We start from the raw sequence: 25,743 nt of genomic DNA on the forward strand, positions 1-25,743 counted from the left end.
GATTTGTATTTACAAACCTTTTATATCTGAGGAGGATTCAGAAATATGGATTTCAAGCAACATATCGCAATTGTACCGGATTATCCAAAAGAAGGTATCGTGTTTAAAGACATTACACCTTTAATGAACGACGGTAAAGCATACAAAGCAGCAACAGATGCAATCGTTGAGTATGCAAAAAAGAGAGATATTGACGTTGTAGTAGGACCAGAAGCACGTGGTTTTATTATCGGTTGCCCGGTTTCTTATGCATTAGAAGTAGGTTTTGCACCAGTTCGTAAATTAGGAAAATTACCACGTGAAGTAATTACGGTTGACTACGGTAAAGAATATGGTAAAGATGTTTTAACAATCCATAAAGATGCAATTAAGCCAGGTCAACGCGTATTAATTACAGATGATCTATTAGCTACAGGTGGAACGATTGAAGCGACAATTAAGCTAGTTGAAGAACTTGGCGGAGTTGTAGCAGGAATTGCATTCTTAGTAGAGCTTACTTACTTAGATGGTCGTAAAATGTTAGATGGTTACGATGTATTAGTATTAGAAAAATACTAATCACTATATAGGTAAAACTACGGTGATAAAAAGTACCCGTGAATCTCTTGGAGAGGAGCGGGTACTTTTGTATAATTGAACAAAAAAATATGGTGAAATGTCAGTAAAATCTTTTCCTTTTCACAATTCACAATCATTGGGTTATAATGATAGAATATAATTTATTCTACTTAATAAAGATAAAGTCAATTTTCAATAAAAGGTGATTCGATGGCAAATGAGCAAGTACTAACAGCTGAACAGGTACTCGAGAAAGCAAGTCAATATTTAGCGGATGAAGATATTGAGCTAGTGGCACGTGCCTATGAATATGCGCGCGATGCACATAGCGAACAATATAGAAAATCGGGTGAACCATATATTATTCACCCAATTCAAGTTGCAGGTATTTTAGTTGATTTACACATGGATCCGGCTACGGTATCGGCAGGTTTCTTGCATGATGTAGTGGAAGATACGGAAATTACATTAGAAGATATTGAACGGGAATTTAACAAAGAAATTGCTATGCTTGTCGATGGTGTTACAAAGCTTGGAAAGATTAAATATAAATCTCATGAGCAACAACAAGCAGAAAACCATCGCAAAATGTTTATCGCAATGGCTCAAGATATTCGAGTTATTTTAATTAAACTAGCTGATCGTCTTCATAACATGCGTACATTGAAACATTTACCTCAAGAGAAGCAGCGACGCATTGCAAATGAAACGTTAGAAATCTTTGCACCTTTAGCACATAGACTCGGAATTAGTACTATTAAATGGGAGCTAGAGGATACGTCACTTCGCTATTTAAACCCACAGCAATATTATCGTATTGTGAATTTAATGAAGCGTAAGCGTGCAGAGCGTGAAGAATATTTAGATGAAGTAATGACTGGCATTCGTGAGAAATTAAAAGAAGTTGCAATTCAACCTGAGATTTCTGGAAGACCAAAGCATATTTACAGTATTTATCGTAAGATGGCACTGCAAAACAAACAGTTTAATGAAATTTACGATTTATTAGCTGTACGTGTCGTTGTAAATAGCATTAAAGATTGTTATGCAGTACTTGGGATTATCCATACGTGCTGGAAGCCAATGCCAGGTCGTTTTAAAGATTATATTGCAATGCCAAAAGCAAATCTATATCAATCTCTTCATACGACTGTAATTGGGCCGAAAGGTGACCCGCTAGAAGTGCAAATTCGTACGAAAGAAATGCACGAAATTGCAGAATTCGGGATCGCGGCACACTGGGCGTACAAAGAAGGAAAAACAGCAGAAACAACGGGTACATTAGAGAAGAAACTAACATGGTTCCGTCAAATATTAGAATGGCAAAATGAAGCTTCTAATGCAGAAGAGTTTATGGAGTCATTAAAAATTGATTTATTCTCTGATATGGTATTTGTCTTTACACCGAAAGGCGATGTAATGGAATTACCTCTTGGCTCTGTCCCAATTGATTTTGCGTATCGTGTCCATTCGGAAATTGGAAACAAAACAATTGGTGCAAAAGTAAATGGGAAAATGGTGACACTTGATTATAAATTAAAAACTGGTGACATCATTGAAATTTTAACATCGAAACATTCGTATGGCCCAAGTCAAGATTGGGTAAAGCTTGCTCAAACATCTCATGCAAAAAATAAAATACGCCAATTCTTTAAGAAGCAACGTAGAGATGAAAATATTGAAAAAGGCCGTGAGCTTGTTGAAAAAGAAGTGCGTGGCTTAGAGTATGAGATGAAAGAAGTATTAGCGCCGGATAATTTAAAACGTGTCGCTGAGAAATTTAACTTTGCAAATGAAGAAGATATGTTTGCAGCAGTTGGATATAGTGGAATTACAGCTTCGCAAATTGTTACGAGATTAACGGACAAGTTCCGTAAGCAACGTGAAGAAGAAGAAATCGTCGAAGTTAAAGAAGTTCGTAAACCGATGAAAATTCGAAAATGGGATTCTGGCGTTAAAGTAAGTGGTGCGGATAATTTATTAATTCGTTTATCAAAATGCTGTAACCCAGTTCCAGGTGATGATATCGTTGGGTATATTACGAAAGGCCGAGGCGTATCGATTCACCGTCGTGATTGCGTTAATGTTCATACAGAAGAAGCTGTAGAGCGTTTATTAGAAGTAGAGTGGGAAGGTAGTCCTGAAAAAGAAATTGAATATAACGTTGATATTGAAATTTCAGGTTACGATCGCCGTGGTTTATTAAATGAAGTACTGCAAGCTGTTACAGAGACGAAAACGTACATTTCAGCTGTTTCTGGTAGAAGTGACCGTAATAAGATGGCGACAATTAATATGTCGATCTCTATTCGAAATTTACAGCACTTGAAAAAAGTAGTAGAGCGCATTAAACGTGTTCCAGAAATTTATGCAGTACGACGCATGATGCATTAATAGGGAGTGTAGAAAGATGAGAGTTGTTTTACAACGATCAAAGGAAGCGTCTGTCACAGTAGATGGTGAGATTGTAGGACAAATTCCATTCGGTTTAACATTACTAGTTGGCATTACGCATGAAGATACAGAAAAAGATGCAACTTATATTGCAGAAAAAATTGCAAACTTACGTATTTTTGAAGATGAGAGCGGAAAGATGAACCATTCTGTACTTGATGTAGAAGGACAAGTTCTATCTATTTCGCAATTTACATTATACGGAGATTGCCGCAAGGGAAGACGTCCAAACTTTATGGATGCTGCGAAACCTGACTATGCAGAGCGTTTATATGATTTCTTTAACGAGGAAGTTCGTAAACAAGGATTGCGTGTCGAAACAGGACAGTTCGGAGCGATGATGAACGTTTCTTTAATCAATGATGGTCCGGTGACCTTAATTGTGGAAAGTAAATAGTGTTGTTAAAGAAGAGAGGGTTATATGACCCTCTCTTTTTTATACATTATTGTATGTTTTGTTCATTTAACATAGGATGATTATGAAGGGGATAAAAGGAAAATAAGGTGTAGCATGCTTCAAGAATTCAATATAGCTTTACGTTTCATGCTAGAGTTATGTGTTCTTGGAATTGTTGGATACTGGGGGTTTCGAATAGGAGAAACACTATTACACTTCCGATTATTGTTGCTGTGATATGAGCGCTACTTGGAGCGCCACATACAGAATGGGACGTACATGGTTGTAGCATTCTTTATGATTCAAAGGGCTAATTACTTATATAAGAGCGGTATGGAATAACGTTATGTGTTTATACGTATAACTATCTCATCAATATGGAACAATAAAAAGTAAAACATCCATATTGAATGTGAGGGATATACGTATGCGTATGAATGAAAAAGGGCACTCTGTTACAAATGGTGCAAATCAACTGTTTAACGTAAATTTACATGATTTTATTTCAAAAGAACAAAACAATACTTCAATGGAGCTTGCTTCTGAGTTTGGCATTTCTCTTCAAGATGTAAAGCGTCTAAAGAAGCAAATTGAGCGCTCTTAGAGTACTTGACAATCCTACTTAACAAACGTATAGTAATTTTATATTTACATATGAATATAACCGTTGATAGAGAAGAGTAAATGAGATACACATGGAAAGAGAAGAAATGTCCTAGGCTGAAAACATTTCTACATGATGGCTGATTGAATGACACTCTGTAGGTTTCAACTTGAAAGGCTTGTACGCTTAGTAGAGATGAACGCACATTTAAGCGTTATTAAAAAAGTGGAAGCATACGTGCTTCAATTAGGGTGGCACCACGGGTATAATACTCTCGTCCCTACTGTTCAAACAGTAGAGGCGGGAGTTTTTTTATTTTTATTAAGATTAAAACAATTTGAGGAGGAACTGAATATGTCTATTCAAATCCCACGCGGAACGCAAGATATTCTTCCAGGTAGCGTTGAGTTATGGCAGTATATCGAAGGGCAAGCGCGCGAAATTTGCCGTCGTTACAATTATAAAGAAATTCGCACACCAATTTTTGAACACACTGAGCTATTTTTACGCGGTGTTGGTGATACGACAGATATCGTACAAAAAGAAATGTACTCATTCCAAGACCGTGGAGAGCGTAGTTTAACACTACGTCCAGAAGGTACTGCACCTGTTGTACGTTCTTACGTTGAAAACAAAATGTTCGGTGACGCAACACAGCCGACAAAATTATACTATATCGGTCAAATGTTCCGTTATGAAAGACCACAAGCAGGTCGCTATCGTCAATTCGTACAATTCGGTATTGAAGCAATCGGAAGTAACGACCCTGCAATTGATGCAGAAGTAATTGCACTTGCTGTAGAGTTTTACCGCGGCATGGGCTTAAAAAATATTAAAGTTGTATTAAACAGCTTAGGTGATGCAGCGAGCCGTCAAGCGCACCGCGATGCATTAATCGCTCATTTCGAGCCACGCATCGGCGAGTTCTGTTCTGACTGTCAATCTCGCTTAGAAAAGAATCCTCTTCGTATTTTAGACTGTAAGAAGGACCGTAACCATGAATTAATGGGAACAGCACCATCTATTACAGAATACTTAAATGAAGATTCAGCAGTATACTACGACAAAGTACAAGAACTATTAACGATGATGGATGTTCCATTTGAAAAAGATCCGAACTTAGTACGTGGTTTAGACTACTATCAACACACTGTATTTGAAATTATGAGTGAGGCAGAAGGTTTCGGTGCTATCACTACATTAAGTGGTGGTGGCCGTTATAACGGACTTGTACAAGAAATCGGTGGACCGGAAATGCCAGGTATCGGTTTTGCGATGAGTATTGAACGTCTAATTATGGCGCTAAAAGCTGAAAACATTGAGTTACCAATTGAACATAGTATTGATTGTTACGTTGTAGCTCTTGGTGAAAAAGCGAAAGACCATGCTGCGAAAGTTGCGTTCGATCTTCGTAAAGCTGGCTTATCAGTTGAAAAAGATTATTTAGATCGCAAAATGAAAGCACAATTTAAATCAGCAGATCGTTTAAATGCGAAATTTGTAGCTGTATTAGGGGAAGATGAGCTAGACAAAGGTGTCATTAACTTAAAAGATATGGCAACAGGTGGACAAGAAGAAGTAGCATTAGATGTATTTGCTTCATACGTAGCAGAGAAATTAATATAGGGGGAACTTACAGTGGCTGAAAGAACACATGCATGTGGAAAAGTAACAGTAGAAGCAGTTGGACAAACAGTTCAATTAAAAGGTTGGGTACAAAAACGCCGTGACTTAGGTGGATTAATCTTTATTGATTTACGTGACCGTACAGGTATCGTACAAGTTGTATTTAACCCAGAAACATCAAAAGAAGCACTAGAAGTAGCAGAGACAATTCGTAGCGAATACGTATTACACATAGAAGGTACAGTTGTTGAGCGTGGGGAAGGTGCAATTAATGACAATATGGCAACTGGCCGTATTGAAGTACAAGCAACGAAAGTAAACGTATTAAACGCAGCGAAAACAACACCAATCATTATTGCTGATGATACAGATGCATCAGAAGATGTACGTTTAAAATATCGTTACTTAGACTTACGTCGTCCTGTAATGTTCAACACATTCAAAATGCGTCACGACGTAACAAAAACAATTCGTAACTTCTTAGATACAGAAGATTTCTTAGAAGTTGAAACACCAATTTTAACGAAGAGCACGCCAGAAGGAGCTCGTGACTATTTAGTACCAAGTCGTGTGCATGATGGTGAATTCTATGCATTACCACAGTCTCCGCAGCTATTTAAACAGCTTCTTATGGTCGGCGGATTTGAGCGTTACTATCAAGTAGCACGTTGTTTCCGTGACGAAGATTTACGCGCGGATCGTCAACCAGAATTCACGCAAATCGATATTGAGGCATCATTCTTAACGCAAGATGAAATTTTAGAAATGATGGAGCGCATGATGACGAAAGTTATGAAGGATGCGAAAGGTGTAGAAGTTAGTGCACCATTCCCTCGTATGAAATATGCTGATGCGATGGCTCGCTACGGTTCTGATAAGCCAGATACACGCTTTGAAATGGAACTAACAGACCTATCTGAATTTGCAGTAGGTTGTGGTTTTAAAGTATTTACAAGTGCTGTAGAAAGCGGCGGACAAGTAAAAGCAATTAATGCAAAAGGTGCTGCGAGCAAATACTCTCGTAAAGACATCGATGCATTAACTGAATTCGTAAAAGTATACGGTGCAAAAGGTCTAGCTTGGCTTAAAGTTGAAGAAGACGGCCTAAAAGGACCGATTGCGAAATTCTTCGGTGAAGAAGATGCAAACGTGTTAATGACTACATTAGAAGCTACTGCTGGCGACTTATTACTATTCGTAGCAGATAAGAAGAGCGTTGTTGCAGACAGCTTAGGTGCACTTCGTTTACGTCTAGGTAAAGAACTTGAGTTAATTGACGAAAGTAAATTTAACTTCCTATGGGTAACTGATTGGCCACTTCTTGAGTACGATGAAGATGCAGATCGTTACTTCGCAGCTCACCATCCATTCACAATGCCATTCCGTGAAGATGTTGAACTATTAGAAACAGCACCAGAAAAAGCACGTGCGCAAGCATATGACCTTGTATTAAACGGTTATGAGCTTGGTGGTGGATCACTTCGTATTTACGAGCGTGACGTACAAGAAAAAATGTTCGAAGCACTTGGATTCTCACAAGAAGAAGCACAAGAGCAATTCGGATTCTTATTAGAAGCATTCGAATACGGAACACCACCACACGGCGGTATCGCATTAGGTTTAGACCGTCTTGTTATGTTACTTGCAGGTCGTACGAACCTTCGTGATACAATTGCATTCCCGAAAACAGCAAGCGCAAGCTGCTTATTAACAGAAGCTCCAAGCCCAGTTGCAGAAGCACAGCTTGAAGAACTGAACTTGAAGTTGAAGTTGAACGTAAAAGAAGAGAAGTAAGAATAAAGTCTAGATGGTTATACTATAGCCGTCTAGACTTTTTTTGAGAGGAAGTTAAAAAAGTCCGGTGTACACTATGTTTTTATTTTGAAATATGTATTTTTAGGAATTCTATAACTTTTTCTATACAAATAGTCGGAAAAACGCTAGAATACATGGTAGACCATTTTTGTAATAGGAGTGTAGAGCTGAATGTTACATCAATTTTCACGTAATGAATTAGCCTTTGGAAAAGAAGGCCTTGAAATATTAAAAAATAGTACAGTCGGTATTTTAGGTATTGGCGGCGTAGGGTCGTTTTCGGCAGAAGCGTTAGCGCGTTCTGGTGTGGGGCGTCTTGTATTAGTTGATAAAGACGTTGTAGATATTACAAACGTAAACCGTCAAATTCACGCGTTAGTATCTACTGTAGGACGTTCAAAAGTAGAATTAATGAAAGAGCGTATTGCAGACATTAATCCAGAGTGTGAAGTAATTGGATTAGAGATGTTTTATACAGATGAAACATATGAAGAGTTCTTTAAACACGGCTTGGATTTCGTAGTGGATGCATCTGATACGATTACGTTCAAAATTCATTTAATTAAACAATGTTTACGTCGTAAAATTAAAATTATCTCATGTATGGGTGCAGCAAATAAAATGGACCCAACTCGTTTCCGTATTGCGGACATCTCTAAAACACATACAGATCCAATTGCGAAAGTAATTCGTACGAAGCTTCGTAAAGAGGGTATTAAAAAAGGTGTAAAAGTTGTCTTCTCTGACGAAAACCCAATCGTAATTCGTGAGGAAGTACGTAAAGAAATCGTACCAGACGAAAATGCAAAAATTCGTAAAGCGAAATTACCACCTTCATCAAATGCATTCGTACCATCTGTGGCTGGTTTAATTATGGCGAGTCACGTTGTACGTGAACGTATTAAAAACGTAGAAGTGAAGCGTGTAGGGCAAGAATAAAAAAGAAAGCATATATCCGCCTGGGGTATATGCTTTTTGTATGTTTTAAAGAAATATTGTTAATGGCAATTTTTATTGGTAAATCGATATTCCTTGTCGAATCGTTGATATATTTCGAGTTGTGATAGATATATTCGGAAAATCGTTGATATATTTCGAGTTGTGATAGATATATTCGGAAAATCGTTGATATATTTTGAGTTGTGATAGATATATTTGAAAAATCGTTAATATAATTTCATTTACCTATGCATTATTCGCAGAATTAAAAAACAGGGATGTCACTTAGGCGAAAAAGTGACATCCCTGTTTTTAGCTTTCTGCTGAATATATAATATCTAAATTCCCGTTTTGATCTGTTTTGAAAATGGGGGCAATCTGTTCGTCTTGTTCTTCGACCGAAACAAGTTTTCGAGCGCGATCCATAATTCTAACAAGCATTGCATAATCTTCTTCGATTGCTTGTTGTTTTTTTGTGAGCACCGCTAATTTTGCTTCAAGTTCATTATTCGTTTTTTGTAGGGAAGTAAGCTGAGTTTGTAATACGTCATTTTCAGTTTGTAACCTTGCGAGCGAAGGGTTATTGTGCTCCAAGTTTTGCAAAAACGAGATGACGTTTTGCATTGTAAGTTCCTGTTTACTTGGCGTAATATCTTCTGAAAACTCAGCATCGATTACGAGCTGCCGAGTTTGTGTAAATTGCTCTTTTTCTATTTTAGCTTCAGAACGTTTTAATTCTTTACGTTGTTTTTTTGCAATCTGCACCGCATCTTCGTAATTCGCTCGTACTTCAGCATTCCATCTAAAGCCGCAAGCTGCGGAAGTTCGGTTCAATGTATCGCCAACTTCATCGAATGCTTTTATTTGTGTACTTCCGCTGCGGATATGTCGTAAAACAGTTTCTGCTAAAAGGAGATCGTCTTCTTTTGTCCATGCATCTTGACGTGTTTTCATAAGCGAAGCCTCCATAATGGTGACGTTTTCGCTTAGGTTACCCTTTATTTTTCGTTTTATTCGAACTTTGTAATCTTTCATACACGGTAGAAAGCGCTTGTTCAAATTTTCCTGTCGTTTTCGGTTTATAATATTGCTTGTTTTTTATTTTATCAGGTAAGTACTGTTGTTGTACCCAGCCGTTTGGTTGATCGTGTGGATACAAGTATCCGATACCTCTACCTAATGATTCTGCGCCTTTATAATGACTATCTTTTAAATGACTTGGAATGTCACCTGTTTGACCGTTACGCAAATCGTGTAATGCAGCATCAAGCGCTTTATAAGCTGAATTTGATTTTGGTGATAAGCAAAGCTCGATAACGGCATTTGCAAGTGGTATGCGTGCTTCTGGAAAACCAACTCGTTCAGCAGATTCAATTGCGGCTAGTGTACGTGGTCCAGCCTGCGGGCTAGCAAGTCCGATATCTTCATATGCCATAATAAGAAGGCGTCTACCGATGCTTTGTAAATCACCAGCTTCAATAAGGCGTGCTAAATAATGAAGCGCTGCATTTACATCACTTCCGCGCACTGATTTTTGAAATGCTGATAATACGTCATAATGTGCATCCCCGCCTTTGTCGTGAACGAAGCTCTTTTTTTGTAAGCACTCTTCAGCGATTTCTAGCGTGATTTCCGCGGCTTTGTCGTCAGTTGTAAAGCTAGACAAAACAGCTAATTCAAGCGCGTTATAAGCGGAACGCATATCTCCGCCTGACGCATTTGCAAAGTGATGTAATGCTTCATCCGTAACAGTTACATTATATTCCCCAAGCCCTTTTTCTTTATCTTCAAGAGCTCGTTTTAAACCAATTAAAATATCATCTTCTGTTAAGGCATGTAATTCGAAGATTTGACAACGACTTCGAATAGCAGAGTTTATCGCATGGAATGGATTACTTGTCGTTGCACCAATTAAAGTAAGCAGTCCGCTTTCTAAATGAGGTAATAGAAAGTCTTGTTTCGCCTTATCTAGCCTGTGCACTTCATCTAAAATTAAAACGAGGTGTCGATGCATTTTTGCTTCTTGTACGACAACTTCCATATCTTTTTTATTATGAGTAACAGCGTTTAAAAGGCGAAACGGGGTTCCAGTACTTCCTGCAATTGCGCTAGCAATCGATGTTTTTCCTGTGCCTGGAGGACCGTATAAAATCATCGATTGAAAGTGATTTGCTTGGACCATTCGCCATAAAATCTTTCCTTCACCAACTAAATGCTGTTGTCCGATAATTTCTTGAATATTCGTAGGGCGCATTCGATGTGCGAGTGGTTGTTTCATTTTGACCTTCTCCCTTAATGTATAATCTCACTCTATCGTATCATTTTTTTTAATGGAATTTGAAATAAGATGTTGTTTTGTGGGAAAAATGAATATTAATATTTTCATTTTTCTATCAATTGTAATAATTCCCGAGTTTTTCAATGTGATTTTATGTTATCATTTTGATACACAAGTTGAAATTTCTTATAATACTATATTATGCTATAATTTCATAGAATTTTAAATTGTGTTCTTTTATAAAGTGAAACTTTAATCAGTGGGGATTTTGTTCATCCCCCACTGATTATTAGTTGAACCAATCGGGCGTTTACGGGCAGTTTATCTCCCACCTAACTTCTTTGCACCAGCCAAATTTTGAGGTGGGAGTTTTACTGCCCGCAAATAGCGGGATAAATAAGATATAACCAATAGAAGTGAAAATTTGAAAAGAGGTGCAAAATAGATGAAGATTTCAACAAAAGGCCGCTACGGCTTAACAATTATGATCGATCTTGCAAAAAAGTTTGGTGAAGGACCGATTTCGTTAAAATCAATCGCACAGGCACATGACTTATCAGAACATTACTTAGAGCAATTAATTTCACCACTTCGTAACGCTCGTCTTGTAAAGAGTACGCGCGGGGCATATGGCGGATATGTATTATCTGATCAGCCGGCTAACATTACAGCTGGGGATGTAATTCGTGTACTAGAGGGTCCAATTAGTGTGGTAGAAATGATAGAGGAAGAAGAACCAGCACAACGCCAATTATGGATGCGTGTTCGTGATGCGGTGCAAGAAGTATTAGATAGTACAACTTTAGAAGATTTAGTACGTTATGAGGAAGAAAATCATGGGGGCTATATGTTTTACATTTAATTCCTTGTGAAACGATTTGGAAAGAAGGAGATTTAATGGAACGCATTTACTTAGATCATGCTGCGACATCTCCGACTCACCCAGAAGTGGTCGAAAAGATGATTCCATATATGACAGAAACATTTGGAAATCCGTCTAGTATTCATTTTTATGGACGTCAATCGCGCCATGCAGTAGATGAGGCGAGACGTGTTTGTGCACGTAGCATTCACGCGAGTCCAAATGAAATTATATTTACGAGCGGTGGTACAGAAGCTGATAATTTAGCGCTTATAGGTGTAGCGCGTGCGAATCGTCATAAAGGTAACCACATTATTACAACGCAAATTGAACATCATGCGATTTTGCATACATGTGAAGTGCTAGAACGTGAAGGATTTGAAGTGACATATTTACCTGTAGATGAAACAGGGCGCGTTCAAGTTTCTGACATACAAAAGGCATTAACAGAAGAAACGATTCTTGTATCCATTATGTTTGGGAACAATGAAGTAGGGACAATGCAATCAATTGCGGAAATAGGAAAGCTGCTAAAAGAGCATCAAGCTTATTTTCATACAGATGCGGTACAAGCTTACGGGCTAGTGGGGATTGATGTAAAAGAGTTTGGGATTGATTTATTATCAATTTCAGCTCATAAAATTAACGGACCAAAAGGTGTAGGCTTCCTATATGCAGGCACAAATGTAAAATTTGAACCGTTATTAACAGGCGGAGAGCAAGAAAGAAAACGCCGCGCTGGTACGGAAAACGTACCTAGTATCGTAGGACTTCAACATGCAATTTTACTAGCTGAAAAAACTCGTGAGCAAAAAAATGCCCAATATGAAGAGTTTAAAGATATAATGGTATCTGTCTTCAAAAATGAAGGCATTACTTTCGAGGTAAACGGAAACTTAGAATATCGCTTACCACATGTGTTGAATATAAGTTTTACAGGAATGAACATTGAACCGTTTCTTGTAAACTTAGACTTAGCTGGCATTGCAGTATCAAGTGGTTCTGCTTGTACAGCTGGTTCGATTGATCCATCACATGTATTAGTTGCGATGTTCGGAAAAGACTCCGATCAAATACGTTCATCCGTACGCTTTAGTTTCGGACTTGGAAATACGAAAGAGCAAATTGAAAAAGCGGCGTACGAAACAGTGAAAATCGTGAAGCGATTAACACAAAATTAGCATGGGAGGTGACATGATGAACAAACTACCTCACGAAACACGCGTTGTCATTGGGATGTCCGGTGGCGTCGATTCATCTGTAGCAGCTCTTTTATTAAAAGAGCAAGGTTATGATGTAATCGGAATTTTTATGAAAAACTGGGATGATACAGATGAGAATGGTGTCTGCACAGCGACAGAAGATTACAATGATGTAATTGAAGTGTGTAACCAAATTGGTATTCCGTATTATGCAGTAAACTTTGAAAAACAATACTGGGATAAAGTATTTACGTACTTCTTAGATGAGTACCGAGCTGGTCGTACACCAAACCCAGATGTAATGTGTAATAAAGAAATTAAATTTAAAGCATTTTTAGAGCATGCAATTGCACTTGGTGCTGATTATGTAGCGACAGGTCATTATGCACGCGTTGCATATATGGACGGCGAATATAAAATGCTTCGCGGCGTTGATGACAATAAAGATCAAACATATTTCTTGAATCAATTAAGCCAAGAGCAATTATCAAAAACAATGTTCCCATTAGGTGAATTAAAGAAACCGCAAATTCGCGAAATGGCGACAGAAGCTGGTTTAGCGACAGCGGCGAAAAAAGATAGTACTGGTATTTGCTTTATCGGTGAGCGTAACTTTAAAGATTTCTTAAGTAACTATTTACCAGCTCAGCCAGGTGTGATGCAAACATTATCTGGTGAAGTGAAAGGGAAACATGATGGTTTAATGTACTATACAATTGGACAACGTCATGGTCTTGGTATTGGTGGTAATGGTGATCCATGGTTTGCTGTTGGGAAAAACTTGAAAGAAAACATTTTATATGTTGACCAAGGATTCCATAACGAACTCCTATATGGTGATGAAGTTATTGCTACGAATGTAGGCTGGGTAAGTAATAAAGCGAAGGAAAAAGAATTTACGTGTACAGCGAAATTCCGTTATCGTCAAGCAGACAATAAAGTAACGGTTCAAATCGTTGATGAAAATACAGTTCGTATTCTTTGTGATGAGCCAATTCGTGCGATTACACCAGGACAAGCAGTTGTTTTCTATGATGGAGATGAGTGTTTAGGCGGCGCTACAATCGATGAAGTATACCGTAGTGGTAAGAAATTAGATTATTTAGGATAACAAGAGAAGCCTCTGCCGATTAGCGGTTAGAGGTTTCTTTTACATAAAGCGAATTTTCGTTCGCTTGGAAAATACATTCTTTGTTATAATTTGTTGTAGAGGTGAAGGACATGTCAAACAAACTTGAAACAGGTATTCAATATATGCAAGAAGGAAACTGGGAAGAAGCAGCTAAAAATTTCACAGAAGCAATCGAGGAAGATCCGAAAGATGCACTTGGATACATTAACTTTGCGAATTTATTAGATGTATTAGGTGATAGTGAGCGAGCAATTTTATTTTATAAACGTGCATTAGAATTAGATGATAAATCTGCGGCTGCCTATTATGGCTTAGGAAATGTATATTACGGTCAAGAGCAATTTACAGAAGCAAAGGCTGTATTTGAACAAGCAATGCAAGCGGGATTACAATCAGCTGATGTAACATTTATGCTAGGGATCACACATGTACAACTTGGAAATGATCGTCTTGCATTGCCGTTTTTACAAAGGGCAACAGAATTAGATGAAAACGATGTAGAAGCTGTATTCCAGTGCGGACTTTGCTTCGCACGACTAGAACATATTCAAGAGGCGAAACCTTATTTTGAAAAGGTATTAGAAATGGATGAAGAGCATGCAGATGCGTATTATAATTTAGGTGTTGCGTACGTATTTGAAGAAAATAACGAGAAGGCTCTCGCTTTATTTAAGAAAGCAACTGACATTCAGCCAGATCACTTTTTAGCTGGTAATGGTATTCGTTTATTAGAGCAAGAAGCTGAATAAGATGAACATATAGTTTAATGGGTAGTTATCCCTCATCTAAAGAGGTGGGGGATGTACTGCTCATTAAAGTGAAAAAATCGGAAAGGAGAGGAAAGGAAAGATGGGAAATCAACATGCAATGGATTTGTTTGAAGAAGAGAAAAAATTTATAAAAGCGCAAGTTCTTCATACCATTTTCCACAACGAAGAAAACCTCTATTCCGTTGTCAGTATGAAAATCATTGAAACGAATGAAACATATGACGAAAAAAAAGTGATGATAAACGGTCACTTTCCCCGTATGCACGAAGATGAAGTGTTTACATTAACAGGTCACTTTAAAGACCACCCAAAGTATGGGAAACAATATTTAGTTGAAACGTTTAAGAAAGAATTGCCGCAAACGAAAGCAGGCATGGTGCAATATTTAGCGAGCGATTTATTTAAAGGGATAGGAAAGCGTACAGCTGAAAAAATCGTGGATCATCTTGGTGAGCATGCTATTTCTAAAATTATGGATGATCCCGATGCGTTAAATGGCGTTGTAAACAAGCAAAAGGCGCAGGAAATATATGAGACGATTATTGAGCATCAAGGGCTAGAGAAAGTGATGAGCTTTTTAAATGGTTACGGCTTTGGGACGAAGCTTTCTATTAAAATTTATCAGCAATATAAAGAAATGACATTAGAAGTGATCCGTAATAATCCATATCAGCTTATTGAAGAAGTCGATGGGATTGGTTTTGGAAGAGCGGATGATATAGGACGTGCATTAGGTATATCAGGTAATCATGATGATCGTGTACGTGCGGGATGTTTTTATACGCTAGAGAATGTTTCATTGCAACTCGGTCATGTTTACATGGGGAAAGATCAACTTGTAAGGGAAACGATGTCACTTTTAAACAATCAAGAAGGAAGAGTGACTGAGGAAGATATTATAGGTTGCATTGAAATGATGCAAGGTGAAGGGAAAGTCATCATAGAAGAAGAGCGAGTGTATTTAGCTTCGTTATTTTACTCTGAAAAAGGCGTTGTAAAGTCCATTCGTCGTCTTATGAATCAAGAAGAAACCCCTGCATTCCCTGAAGCAGAAGTGTTAAAAACATTAGGGGAAATTGAAGAACAGCTAAAGGTACAGTATGCACCGCTTCAGCAAGAAGCAGTTCAAACTGCACTTCATAAGCCGATGATGTTATTAACAGGTGGACCAGGAACGGGGAAAACAACAGTTATTAAAGGAATTGTTGAAATGTATGCGTCGTTGCACGGATTATCACTAAATCTAAATGAATATAGTGATGACAATCCATTTCCAATACTATTAACGGCTCCAACAGGAAGAGCAGCGAAGCGAATGAGTGAATCCACAGGACTTCCAGCTTGCACAATTCATCGTCTGCTTGGATGGACGCCAGAAGGGTCTTTCCAGCGAAATGAAACAGACCCTGTCCAAGGGAAGCTCCTTATTATTGATGAGTTTTCGATGGTAGATATTTGGCTGGCAAATCAATTGTTTAAGTCCTTGCCGACGAACATCCAAGTAATCGTTGTAGGTGATGAAGACCAATTACCATCGGTAGGACCTGGACAAGTGTTGAAAGATTTATTAAATGCAGGTGCCATCCCAACGGTAAAACTCACAGAAATTTATCGTCAGGCAGAAGGTTCGTCTGTTATTCAGCTTGCCCATGCGATAAAAGACGGGACGCTCCCGCCAGATTTAGCACAAAATAAAAAAGATCGTTCATTTATCAGCTGTGCAGGGGCTCAAATTGTTGAGGTTGTTAAAAAGGTTTGTGAAAATGCTAAGACTAAAGGCTTTAGTGCAAGAGATGTACAAGTATTGGCACCTATGTACCGCGGACCAGCGGGTATTAATGTGTTAAATGAAGCTCTTCAAGAAGTGTTTAATCCGAAAAAAGAAAAGAGTAAAGAAATTGCCTACGGTGACGTTGTATACCGGCGAGGTGATAAAGTACTTCAATTAGTCAATCAGCCGGAAAGCCAAGTGTTTAATGGTGATATTGGAGAAATTGTTTCGGTGTTTTATGCGAAAGAAAATGTCGAGCAACAAGATATGATTATCGTTTCATTTGACGGAATTGAAGTAACATATACAAAGCCGGATTTAAATCAAATTACGCATGCATATTGTTGCTCGATTCATAAATCACAAGGTAGTGAATTCCCAATAGTTATTATGCCGATTGTAAAGAGTTACTACCGTATGTTACGCCGTAATTTAATTTATACAGGTATTACAAGAAGTAAAAAATTCCTTATTATTTGCGGGGAGGAAACAGCTTTTAAATCTGGCGTAAATCGCCTTGATGATGCAATGCGTCAAACGACTTTAGCTAGTCGCTTGCAAGAATCACAAGGGGAAGTACAACTAGTAACAGTTAATGGCGAAGAAATGGACGTGGAAAACATTTCACCGTATGATTTCATGTAACAAGGTGAAATTATATAGTGAAACTTTCAAACGTATAACGTTGAAAGGCTTCAGCAATGTATAAATGAATGCAGTTTGGACATAATGGCGAATAGAATCTGGGAGACTGTAAGGAGATGAAAGCCATATGCTCAGTTGTCCAAATTGCAAAGGGAAAGACATTGGAAAAATAGGTGTCAACCAATTTTATTGCTGGAATTGTTATATCGAATTATCGGTTTCAAAGGGGAAAATCCATACGCATCAAGTAGAGGAAGATGGTTCATTAAGCTCTCTTGATGATTTATTTGATGAGAATGAAAGAACAATCGGATAACGAAAAGGGGGATTTACTTTGAATCTACGCAATTCATTAATCGCATTAGGTGTTGGGGCTGCAGCATATCAATATGCTCGTAAGCAAGATGTGTTTTCAAAACGCAACATAAAAAAGGCGCGTAAGATGATTAAGTCTTATTTATAATCATTTCGATAAAGTAAAAAACTCCCTTATTGATGAGGGAGTTTTTTTACGTGCCCATATGCAAATATAAAAGTCCGATTTCTGAGAAAAGATAAGATAGACCGTAGCATCCAACGCCAAGTATTCCGTAATGCCATAATTGCTTCGCTCTTTCTTTTCGAGAGGAACGTATAAAGAAACCTTTCCAAATACCAAACCCGATACAAATCCATTCCAGAATCATAAAAAGTGCTGATAATACGAGCATAAACAAAACCATAATTAGCCCTCCTGATTATATTGTTCCAGGTTGCATTCTCAGGGGTGGTTGTCCTTGTTATGTTAAATATATGTACGTCTTTACAAAACAGTATTGTCCGTATGAAAAGATTTTAAAAGTTTTGCACATAACCTACCCTATTTATTTTCAAAATAAAGGTGGAGGAGGTTTTTCGTGTGAAGAATCTTAAAATCATTTGGATATATCGTTTAGGATTATTGTTACTCGTTTTTCTTTGCTTGCTCGTCTTTTTAAAAATTAAGCCGCTATGGGCGCCGATTATTTTTGTATTTAAAGTGGCAATTACGCCTTTTCTTATTGCGTGTTTTATTGCTTATTTATTGCATCCTTTAATTGAAAAAATTCATAAAGAGGGAATGCCTCGCACGCTTGCGATTTTACTCATTTACATTCTTTTTTTTGGCGGGATTGGTTATGGGATTTATAAAGGAACGCCAGTTGTTATTAAGCAGTTGCAAGAGATTAATGAACAGTTTCCGGAGTTTACTAAAATGTACGATTCCTGGATGGATGGCGTTACAGAACAAACGGCGAATTTCCCGTCATTTATTCATGAAAAGGTGAAACAAATTTTTGGTGGTGTAGAAACGAAGATTCAAGCGCTTTTAAATAAAGTGATGAGTACAGCTCGTGTTGTACTTGATTCGTTGCTCATTATTTTCTTAATACCGTTCATTGTATTTTACATATTAAAAGACTATGGTGAGTTTTATCATATCTTTTGGAAACTGGTCCCGAGTAAATGGCGAAGTACGGGGCAGATGCTTGCGAAAGAAATTGACAAGTCACTTGGAAGTTATATTCGAGGACAGTTATTCGTTTGCTTAGTATTAGGAGGGGTATCTGTTCTTTCTTTTTGGTTTATCGGTATGAAATATCCATTGCTGCTCGGCATTATTATTGGGGTAACGGATATAATCCCGTACTTTGGTCCTATTTTAGGGGCGATTCCGACGTTGATGATTGCGGCAACGGTATCAACGAGTTTACTCATTAAGGCGGGGATTACGATTGCTATTTTGCAATTTTTGGAAAGTAACATTTTATCGCCTTACATCGTTGGTAAGTCCCTTCGTATGCATCCAGTTATTATTATGCTTGCCTTACTAGTTGGAGGAGAGGTAGCTGGGATTGTAGGGTTACTAATATCGGTTCCAATTTTAGCTGTGATTCGTACAGTGATTGTTCATGTGAGGCCTCTTTGGAAGAGAGAAGATATGTAATGATTAGCCCTCTATTTATAAAAATAGAGGGCTAATCATATGCTTATTTAGGGAGTTGTTCTTGTATTTTTTGAACAAGTGAGCTCACATCATTTGTTTGAATATGTTTTATTTTTTTCCACTCATTATCATACATAAATACAATTTGATTGCTGAAAAGACGCTTTTGTTCTTTTAGATTAGAAATTTTTGCGAAAGAGTACTCTTCAAATATTGGATTCTTGCTTATATCTGGTCCATAAAAGAAGAGTCTTTTGTTCGTTAAAATTAACAGCCCGGGCCTTGCGACGGAACGATATATAAATATATCTAATGAACATGCTGCGTAAAACAAAATTGTTTCGTCAGTCGTTAATATATTTTTAGCTTTGTTCAATACGGTTGTCATAGTAATCGCTCCTTTGTTATTAATAATTAATTGTAACAAAAATGCAATATTCAGAAAAGTTTGCGTAGATATTTTCATGAAGATAGTACGATTTATTAATGAATTGCATAATATATGAAAAGGCTGTTAAGAATGAATAGTAGAATAACTATGGTTAATGAGAAATTGATACAATATAAATGATTATCTACATTGACAAACTTAAGAGAATTCTATTATATTTAGTCATATAATACATTAAATCAATGACGGAACAAGTACGTTACAGTCCATTTATAGAGAGAAGCTTCCAATGGCTGAAAGAAGCTTTAAATGAAGGGTAACAGAAAGCTAATCCTGAGAGCAGCTAATCACTGCCGTCTTGCCACGTTACGGCACCATGAGGTGATGAATTGATTGTTATAATAATCAATTCATAATTAGGGTGGTATCGCGAGTTAACTCTCGTCCCTTTTATAGGGACGGGAGTTTTTTATATTTAAGGAGGAAAATACAATGAAACAACTAACAGGCGCACAAATTCGTCAAATGTTTTTAGACTTTTTCCAAGAAAAAGGACATGCAGTAGAACCTAGTGCATCACTAGTTCCACATGAAGATCCATCTCTTCTATGGATTAACAGTGGTGTAGCAACATTAAAAAAATATTTTGATGGCCGTGTAATCCCGCAAAACCCACGTATTACAAATGCTCAAAAATCAATTCGTACAAACGATATTGAAAACGTAGGGAAAACAGCTCGTCACCATACATTCTTTGAAATGTTAGGAAACTTCTCAATCGGTGATTACTTCAAAGAAGAAGCAATTACTTGGGCTTGGGAATTCTTAACGAGCGACAAATGGATCGGATTCGATAAAGAATTACTATCAGTTACAATTCATCCAGAAGATGAAGAAGCATTCACAATTTGGAATGAGAAAATGGGTGTTCCAAAAGAGCGCATCATCCGCTTAGAAGAAAACTTCTGGGATATCGGTGAAGGACCAAGTGGACCGAATACAGAGATTTTCTATGACCGCGGGGAAGCTTACGGTAATGACTTTAGTGACCCAGAATTATATCCGGGCGGAGAAAACGAGCGTTACTTAGAAGTATGGAACCTTGTATTCTCTCAATTTAACCATAATCCAGACGGTTCATATACACCACTTCCTAAGAAAAACATCGATACAGGGATGGGTCTAGAGCGTATGACATCTATCGTTCAAGATGTGCCTACGAACTTTGATACAGATCTATTCATGCCGATGATTGGCGCAACAGAGTCAATTTCTGGTGAGAAGTATCGTAATGGTGATTTAGAAAAAGATATGGCATTTAAAGTAATTGCTGACCATATCCGTACTGTAACATTCGCTGTTGGTGATGGTGCTCTTCCATCTAATGAGGGCCGTGGTTATGTATTACGTCGTTTATTACGCCGCGCTGTTCGTTACTCGAAGAAATTAAACATCAACCGTCCATTCATGTTTGAATTAGTGCCGGTTGTTGGAGAAGTAATGAAAGATTTCTATCCAGAAGTACTGGAGAAGAAAGATTTCATCGCAAAAGTTGTGAAAAACGAAGAAGAGCGTTTCCATGAAACACTTCATGACGGAGAAGCAATTTTAGCTGAAGTTATTGCGAAAGCAAAAGAAGAAAAAACAACTGTTATTTCTGGAGTAGATGCGTTCCGTCTATATGACACATACGGTTTCCCAATTGAATTAACAGAAGAATATGCAGAAGAAGCTAGTATGACAGTTGACCATAAAGGTTTTGAAGCTGAAATGGAAAAACAACGTGAGCGTGCACGTGCTGCTCGTCAAGACGTTGATTCTATGCAAGTTCAAGGCGGTGTACTTGGTGAAGTTAAAGTAGCGAGCGAGTTTGTTGGTTACGGTACAGTTGCAACAGAAAGTAACGTTGTTGCACTTGTGAAAAATGGTGAGTACACAGATAGCTTACAAGCTGGTGAAGAAGGGCAATTAATGCTTGATGTAACGCCATTCTACGCTGAGAGCGGTGGACAAATTGCAGACCGTGGTTATCTTCTTGCTGACGGTGTGAAAGTGCTTGTAAAAGACGTACAAAAAGCACCAAACGGCCAAAACTTACACAAAGTTGTTATTGAAGAAGGTACATTAACGAAAGACGCGGCTGTGAAAGCTATTATTGATACAAAGAATCGTAGTAGCGTTGTGAAAAACCATACAGCAACTCACTTACTACACCAAGCATTAAAAGATGTACTAGGAATGCATGTTAACCAAGCTGGTTCTCTTGTAACTTCTGAACGTCTACGCTTTGACTTCTCTCACTTCGGTCAAGTACAAGCTGACGAATTAGAAAAAATTGAGCGTATCGTAAACGAGAAAATTTGGGAAAGTATTGATGTTGAGATTTCTCAAAAAGCAATTGAAGAAGCGAAAGAAATGGGTGCAATGGCATTATTCGGTGAAAAATACGGTGATGTTGTACGCGTTGTACAAGTTGGCGATTACAGCTTAGAGCTTTGCGGTGGTTGTCACGTTGATAACACAGCTTCTATCGGTATTTTCAAAATTGTTGCTGAGTCTGGTATCGGTGCAGGAACTCGTCGTATTGAGGCGGTAACTGGTAAATCTGCATACGAATTAATGAACGATCAAGTAGGTTTATTAAAAGAAGCAGCTGGAAAAATGAAAACAAATCCGAAAGATATTTTAACAAGAGTTGATGGTTTATTTGTTGAAGTGAAACAACTGCAAAAAGAAAACGAATCTCTTGCTGCGAAATTAAGCAATATCGAAGCTGGAAACTTAACTGATTCAGTAATGACTGTTGATGGTGTGAACGTATTAGCTGCGAAAGTAAATGTTGCAGATATGAACAACTTACGTACGATGATGGATGACCTGAAAAATAAATTAGAGTCTGCAGTTGTTGTTTTAGCGTCTGTAAATGATGATAAAGTAAACATTTTAGCTGGCGTAACGAAAGACTTAATTAGTCAAGGTTACCATGCTGGTAAGCTTGTGAAAGAAGTAGCTTCTCGTTGCGGCGGTGGCGGTGGCGGCCGTCCTGATATGGCGCAAGCAGGCGGTAAAACCCCAGCTCAAGTTGAAGAAGCTTTAGCATTTGTACAAGAGTACGTTAAATCTGTTTCAAAATAAAGAGATAGTAGTGTACAATGGTAGGGAGAGGAGAAGTTCTTCTCCCTATACTTACTATATAAGTGAGGTGCTTGAAATGGACGGTTTTGATAAAACAATGAAGTTTAGCATTCAAGATGAAAAACAGAGTGTCCATGTAAACGATGTACTTTTAACTGTGTATGATGCACTTCAAGAAAAAGGCTATAATCCGATTAACCAAATCGTCGGTTATTTATTAAGTGGAGACCCAGCATACATACCTCGCCATAAAGATGCACGAAGCATCATTCGCAAGCTTGAACGTGATGAGTTAATTGAAGAGCTTGTGAAGTCTTACTTGAAACATCATCGTGAGGAGTAGTTTATGCGGACATTAGGTTTAGATGTAGGTACAAAAACAGTCGGAGTTGCAATGAGCGATGAAATGGGCTGGACAGCACAAGGACTGGAAACAATTAAGATTAACGAAGAAAGAGGTCATTTTGGTTTTGACCGTATTTCTGAGTTAGTAAAACAGTATGATGTGGACAAAATAGTAGTAGGTTTACCTAAAAATATGAATGGTACAATTGGCCCACGTGGTGAAGCGTGCCAGCAATTTGCAGAAAACCTACGAGAGCTGTTACAATTAGAAGTTGTAATGTGGGACGAGCGTTTGTCGACGATGGCAGCGGAACGTCTGCTCATATCAGCTGATGTAAGTCGTAAGAAGAGAAAGCAAGTCATCGATAAGATGGCTGCAGTCGTAATCTTACAAGGATTTTTAGATAGTAAATAAGAGGTGACCAAAATGGAAGAAAATCAAATTACAATTGTAGACGAAAAAGGTAACGAACATTTATGTGAAATTATTTTCACTTTTGATGCTGAAAAATTTGGCAAAAAATCATACGTAGTCTTCTCTCCAATCGGTGAAGTAGACGAAGATGGAGACCAAATTTATGATGCAATGGCTTATGAGCAAAATGAAGAAGAGGGCGGAACTTTACTTCCAATCGAATCTGAAGAAGAGTGGGAAATGGTACAAGAAATGTTCAACACTCTAGCTGATGAGGCAGAACAAGACGCAGAATAGTAAGTACTGAAAAGATGGACGACATATAGTCCATCTTTTTTGTTTTCATATGTAAAATGAAAGGTTTTTTGTCGAAACTGCGTAATCCTTTGTAGTATAATGAGACGGATTGTAGAAAAATAAAAATGCCTATCAAAAAAAGATAGGTAAGTTTGTTGTGGTTTTTCATCGTGTTGTATAGAAATATGTACATATGGCCTACAATTGAATAAGGAGGAAGAATTTTGATAGAGAATCAAGTGAAAAAGAAGCGTAGACGTATTTTTTTATTTTCGATTATTGCACTGCTTTTAGTTTGTGGTTCAGTCTATGCGTATATTTCATCGGCATTAGGACCAGTTGATAGCGGGAATAAAAAAGAGATTGAAGTAGAGATTCCAAAAGGATCATCTACTAGTAAAATAGGTGAGATTTTAGAAGAAAAAGGTGCTGTGAAAAACGGTACAGTTTTTAGTTTTTATACAAAGGCTAAATCGAAAAATTTACAAGCTGGTACATATTTATTAACTCCTTCAATGAGTGCAGCTGACGTCATTGAACAAATGTCATCGGGTAATGTCCATCGTCCAGCACTTTATAAACTGACGATTAAAGAAGGAGCGCAAGTAACTGAAATAGCAGAAGTGATTGCGGCGGAATTAAAGTGGAATAAAGATGATGTTGTACGTCAATTAAACGATAAAGCATTCGTTCAAAAAATGCAGCAAAAGTATCCGAAGTTATTAACGGATAAAATCTTTGATAGCAATATTAAATACCCGTTAGAAGGTTATTTATACCCTGCAACATATTCGTTCTATAAGAAGGATACGACGTTAGAAGAAATCGTAATTCCAATGCTTGAGAAAACGAATGCAATCATTGTTCAAAACGAGGCGAAAATGAAAGCGAAGAACTGGGATGTTCACCAGCTTTTAACATTGTCTTCACTTATTGAAGAAGAGGCAACGGGCTTTACAGATCGTCAAAAGATCTCAAGTGTCTTTTATAATCGTTTAGCGAAAGGTATGCCACTGCAAACCGATCCAACGGTATTATACGCACTTGGAAAGCATAAACAACGTGTATTATACGAGGATTTAAAAGTAAACTCTCCGTACAATACGTACGTTGTGAAAGGGTTGCCGGTTGGACCGATTGCAAACTCTGGTAAACAATCAATAGAAGCAGCGTTAGGACCTGCACAAACAGATTATTATTATTTCTTAGCAGCACCAAGTGGTGAAGTGTATTATGCGAAAACGTTAGAAGAGCATAATGCATTAAAGCAAAAATATATTACGAAAAAACAGTGAAATGGGGAGGGATAGCGAAAAGTGTCGCACATCCCTCTTTTTTGTGGTAAAATATATCGGGTTAAAAACTGGCAGAAGAATCGTTTTTAATATCAAAACGGGACGTACAAGCTAAGGGTAAAGCTGGCTTGTATTTTTATTGCATTCTATGTGCGAAAAGACGTCATAGAGGCACTTCTCCATGTAAATAAGGAGGACCATTTATGGAGGATGCAGTTAACGAGTACCTATTATCATTTATTGATCCAAAAGATAAATTAATTCTTGAAATGGAAGAATATGCAACAGAAAATCATGTGCCGATTATGGATCGACTTGGAATGGAATTTATGCTGCAATTTTTACGTTTAATTGGACCGAAAAGCATTTTAGAACTTGGAACAGCAATCGGTTATTCTAGTATTCGTATGATGGAAGCTATTCCGAATTCGCGTATTGTGACAGTAGAGCGCAATCGTGAACGATATGAAAAGGCACTTGAATATATAGAACGTTCCCCAGTAACAGATCGCATTTCTGTTATTTATGGTGATGCTTTAGAAACGGGCGAACAAGTGAAAGAACATGGAACATTTGATGTTATTTTTATTGATGCAGCGAAAGGGCAATACCGTCGCTTTTTTGACTTATACGAACCGTTATTAAATCCTGGTGGCGTTATTATTTCAGATAATGTTATGTACCATGGTCTTGTAACGACAAAAGAAAAGATTGAAAACAGACGTACACGTGGTTTAATCCGCCGTATTAAGACGTACAATGAATGGCTTATGAACCATGAAGGATACGATACAACGATTTTCCCAATTGGTGATGGAGTAGCTGTTAGTAAAAAGAGAGGGTGAC

25 protein-coding genes, 1 pseudogene and 2 other annotated features are annotated in these 25,743 nt (G+C 37.7%); of the genes and pseudogenes, 22 read left to right on the forward strand and 4 right to left on the reverse strand.

Annotated elements, in window-relative coordinates; genetic code table 11:
- Positions 1-45: 45 nt before the first annotated feature.
- From MR065_RS19585 to MR065_RS19620, 8 genes and pseudogenes are all read left to right on the forward strand, one after another.
- Positions 46-558, forward strand: coding sequence for an adenine phosphoribosyltransferase (locus MR065_RS19585; RefSeq protein ID WP_000346221.1), 513 nt, complete (start codon positions 46-48; stop codon positions 556-558).
- Positions 559-768: 210 nt separating this feature from the next.
- Entirely contained in the window at positions 769-2,952 is a 2,184-nt protein-coding gene (gene relA, locus MR065_RS19590; protein ID WP_001262795.1) for a GTP diphosphokinase, read from the forward strand.
- 16 nt (positions 2,953-2,968) lie between these two features.
- A complete protein-coding gene (locus tag MR065_RS19595; RefSeq protein WP_242214813.1) occupies positions 2,969-3,409 on the forward strand; it encodes a D-tyrosyl-tRNA(Tyr) deacylase in 441 nt (146 codons plus the stop codon).
- A gap of 114 nt (positions 3,410-3,523) precedes the next feature.
- Positions 3,524-3,648 (forward strand): annotated as a pseudogene (locus MR065_RS19600) (DUF2568 domain-containing protein); the annotation flags it as partial.
- A 188-nt stretch (positions 3,649-3,836) separates the two neighbouring features.
- Entirely contained in the window at positions 3,837-4,013 is a 177-nt protein-coding gene (locus tag MR065_RS19605) for a hypothetical protein (protein WP_002015300.1), read from the forward strand.
- 54 nt (positions 4,014-4,067) lie between these two features.
- Positions 4,068-4,298: a binding site (T-box leader), on the forward strand.
- Between the two features lie 69 nt (positions 4,299-4,367).
- Positions 4,368-5,639 (forward strand): histidine--tRNA ligase, encoded by a 1,272-nt coding sequence (hisS, locus tag MR065_RS19610; protein WP_098268216.1) that lies wholly within the window; start codon positions 4,368-4,370, stop codon positions 5,637-5,639.
- Positions 5,640-5,651: 12 nt separating this feature from the next.
- Entirely contained in the window at positions 5,652-7,433 is a 1,782-nt protein-coding gene (aspS, locus tag MR065_RS19615; protein WP_242214814.1) for an aspartate--tRNA ligase, read from the forward strand.
- A gap of 192 nt (positions 7,434-7,625) precedes the next feature.
- Positions 7,626-8,393: a tRNA threonylcarbamoyladenosine dehydratase gene (locus tag MR065_RS19620; RefSeq protein WP_000903182.1), complete on the forward strand. Its 768-nt coding sequence runs from the start codon at positions 7,626-7,628 to the stop codon at positions 8,391-8,393.
- Positions 8,394-8,705: 312 nt separating this feature from the next.
- On the opposite strand, the gene MR065_RS19625 is transcribed toward MR065_RS19620, so the two are convergent.
- Together MR065_RS19625 and MR065_RS19630 are read right to left on the reverse strand one after the other, a co-directional pair.
- Positions 8,706-9,347 (reverse strand): RsfA family transcriptional regulator, encoded by a 642-nt coding sequence (locus tag MR065_RS19625; protein ID WP_242214815.1) that lies wholly within the window; start codon positions 9,345-9,347, stop codon positions 8,706-8,708.
- A 37-nt stretch (positions 9,348-9,384) separates the two neighbouring features.
- Positions 9,385-10,671 carry a replication-associated recombination protein A gene (locus MR065_RS19630; RefSeq protein WP_098268193.1) on the reverse strand — a complete coding sequence of 429 codons (1,287 nt, stop codon included), beginning with the start codon at positions 10,669-10,671 and terminating at the stop codon, positions 9,385-9,387.
- A 445-nt stretch (positions 10,672-11,116) separates the two neighbouring features.
- Between MR065_RS19630 and cymR the strand changes: the two genes are divergently transcribed.
- The 7 genes from cymR (at position 11,117) to MR065_RS19665 (ending at position 17,516) form a co-directional block, all read left to right on the forward strand.
- A complete protein-coding gene (cymR, locus tag MR065_RS19635) occupies positions 11,117-11,533 on the forward strand; it encodes a cysteine metabolism transcriptional regulator CymR (protein WP_000704116.1) in 417 nt (138 codons plus the stop codon).
- Positions 11,534-11,568: 35 nt separating this feature from the next.
- Positions 11,569-12,714, forward strand: coding sequence for a cysteine desulfurase family protein (locus MR065_RS19640; RefSeq protein WP_242214816.1), 1,146 nt, complete (start codon positions 11,569-11,571; stop codon positions 12,712-12,714).
- A gap of 16 nt (positions 12,715-12,730) precedes the next feature.
- Positions 12,731-13,846 carry a tRNA 2-thiouridine(34) synthase MnmA gene (gene mnmA / locus MR065_RS19645; protein ID WP_098989944.1) on the forward strand — a complete coding sequence of 372 codons (1,116 nt, stop codon included), beginning with the start codon at positions 12,731-12,733 and terminating at the stop codon, positions 13,844-13,846.
- Positions 13,847-13,956: 110 nt separating this feature from the next.
- Positions 13,957-14,616, forward strand: a complete 660-nt coding sequence (locus MR065_RS19650) for a tetratricopeptide repeat protein (protein ID WP_097905204.1) — start codon at positions 13,957-13,959, stop codon at positions 14,614-14,616.
- Positions 14,617-14,716: 100 nt separating this feature from the next.
- Positions 14,717-17,053 carry an SF1B family DNA helicase RecD2 gene (gene recD2, locus MR065_RS19655; RefSeq protein ID WP_097905205.1) on the forward strand — a complete coding sequence of 779 codons (2,337 nt, stop codon included), beginning with the start codon at positions 14,717-14,719 and terminating at the stop codon, positions 17,051-17,053.
- 127 nt (positions 17,054-17,180) lie between these two features.
- Positions 17,181-17,369: a hypothetical protein gene (locus MR065_RS19660; protein ID WP_000947445.1), complete on the forward strand. Its 189-nt coding sequence runs from the start codon at positions 17,181-17,183 to the stop codon at positions 17,367-17,369.
- An 18-nt stretch (positions 17,370-17,387) separates the two neighbouring features.
- Positions 17,388-17,516: a YrzQ family protein gene (locus tag MR065_RS19665; RefSeq protein WP_001053552.1), complete on the forward strand. Its 129-nt coding sequence runs from the start codon at positions 17,388-17,390 to the stop codon at positions 17,514-17,516.
- Between the two features lie 46 nt (positions 17,517-17,562).
- Here the strand turns inward: MR065_RS19665 and MR065_RS19670 are convergent, their stop codons facing one another.
- The gene (locus MR065_RS19670; RefSeq protein ID WP_097905206.1) at positions 17,563-17,775 is read right to left on the reverse strand and encodes a hypothetical protein; all 213 of its coding nucleotides are present in this window, start codon (positions 17,773-17,775) and stop codon (positions 17,563-17,565) included.
- 176 nt (positions 17,776-17,951) lie between these two features.
- On the opposite strand from MR065_RS19670, the gene MR065_RS19675 reads away from it, so the two are divergent.
- Positions 17,952-19,019 (forward strand): AI-2E family transporter, encoded by a 1,068-nt coding sequence (locus MR065_RS19675; protein WP_242214817.1) that lies wholly within the window; start codon positions 17,952-17,954, stop codon positions 19,017-19,019.
- A gap of 43 nt (positions 19,020-19,062) precedes the next feature.
- Here MR065_RS19675 and MR065_RS19680 read toward each other — a convergent pair whose 3' ends face one another.
- The gene (locus MR065_RS19680; protein ID WP_242214818.1) at positions 19,063-19,407 is read right to left on the reverse strand and encodes a PH domain-containing protein; all 345 of its coding nucleotides are present in this window, start codon (positions 19,405-19,407) and stop codon (positions 19,063-19,065) included.
- A 236-nt stretch (positions 19,408-19,643) separates the two neighbouring features.
- Positions 19,644-19,862, forward strand: a binding site (T-box leader).
- Positions 19,863-19,902: 40 nt separating this feature from the next.
- Between MR065_RS19680 and alaS the strand changes: the two genes are divergently transcribed.
- From alaS to MR065_RS19710, 6 genes are all read left to right on the forward strand, one after another.
- Positions 19,903-22,545 (forward strand): alanine--tRNA ligase, encoded by a 2,643-nt coding sequence (alaS, locus tag MR065_RS19685; protein WP_242214819.1) that lies wholly within the window; start codon positions 19,903-19,905, stop codon positions 22,543-22,545.
- 76 nt (positions 22,546-22,621) lie between these two features.
- Complete coding sequence (locus tag MR065_RS19690) at positions 22,622-22,888, forward strand: IreB family regulatory phosphoprotein (protein WP_000348590.1); 267 nt, start codon at positions 22,622-22,624, stop codon at positions 22,886-22,888.
- A gap of 3 nt (positions 22,889-22,891) precedes the next feature.
- Positions 22,892-23,305, forward strand: a complete 414-nt coding sequence (gene ruvX, locus MR065_RS19695; protein WP_242214820.1) for a Holliday junction resolvase RuvX — start codon at positions 22,892-22,894, stop codon at positions 23,303-23,305.
- 12 nt (positions 23,306-23,317) lie between these two features.
- Positions 23,318-23,602, forward strand: coding sequence for a DUF1292 domain-containing protein (locus MR065_RS19700; protein ID WP_097905209.1), 285 nt, complete (start codon positions 23,318-23,320; stop codon positions 23,600-23,602).
- Between the two features lie 224 nt (positions 23,603-23,826).
- Complete coding sequence (gene mltG / locus MR065_RS19705) at positions 23,827-24,897, forward strand: endolytic transglycosylase MltG (RefSeq protein ID WP_242214821.1); 1,071 nt, start codon at positions 23,827-23,829, stop codon at positions 24,895-24,897.
- A gap of 203 nt (positions 24,898-25,100) precedes the next feature.
- Entirely contained in the window at positions 25,101-25,742 is a 642-nt protein-coding gene (locus MR065_RS19710) for an O-methyltransferase (protein ID WP_097905211.1), read from the forward strand.
- Position 25,743: the final 1 nt, after the last annotated feature.

The organism is Bacillus cereus group sp. BfR-BA-01383 (assembly GCF_022663495.1).
In the GTDB taxonomy this organism is placed as follows: Bacteria; Bacillota; Bacilli; order Bacillales; family Bacillaceae_G; genus Bacillus_A; species Bacillus_A cereus_AU.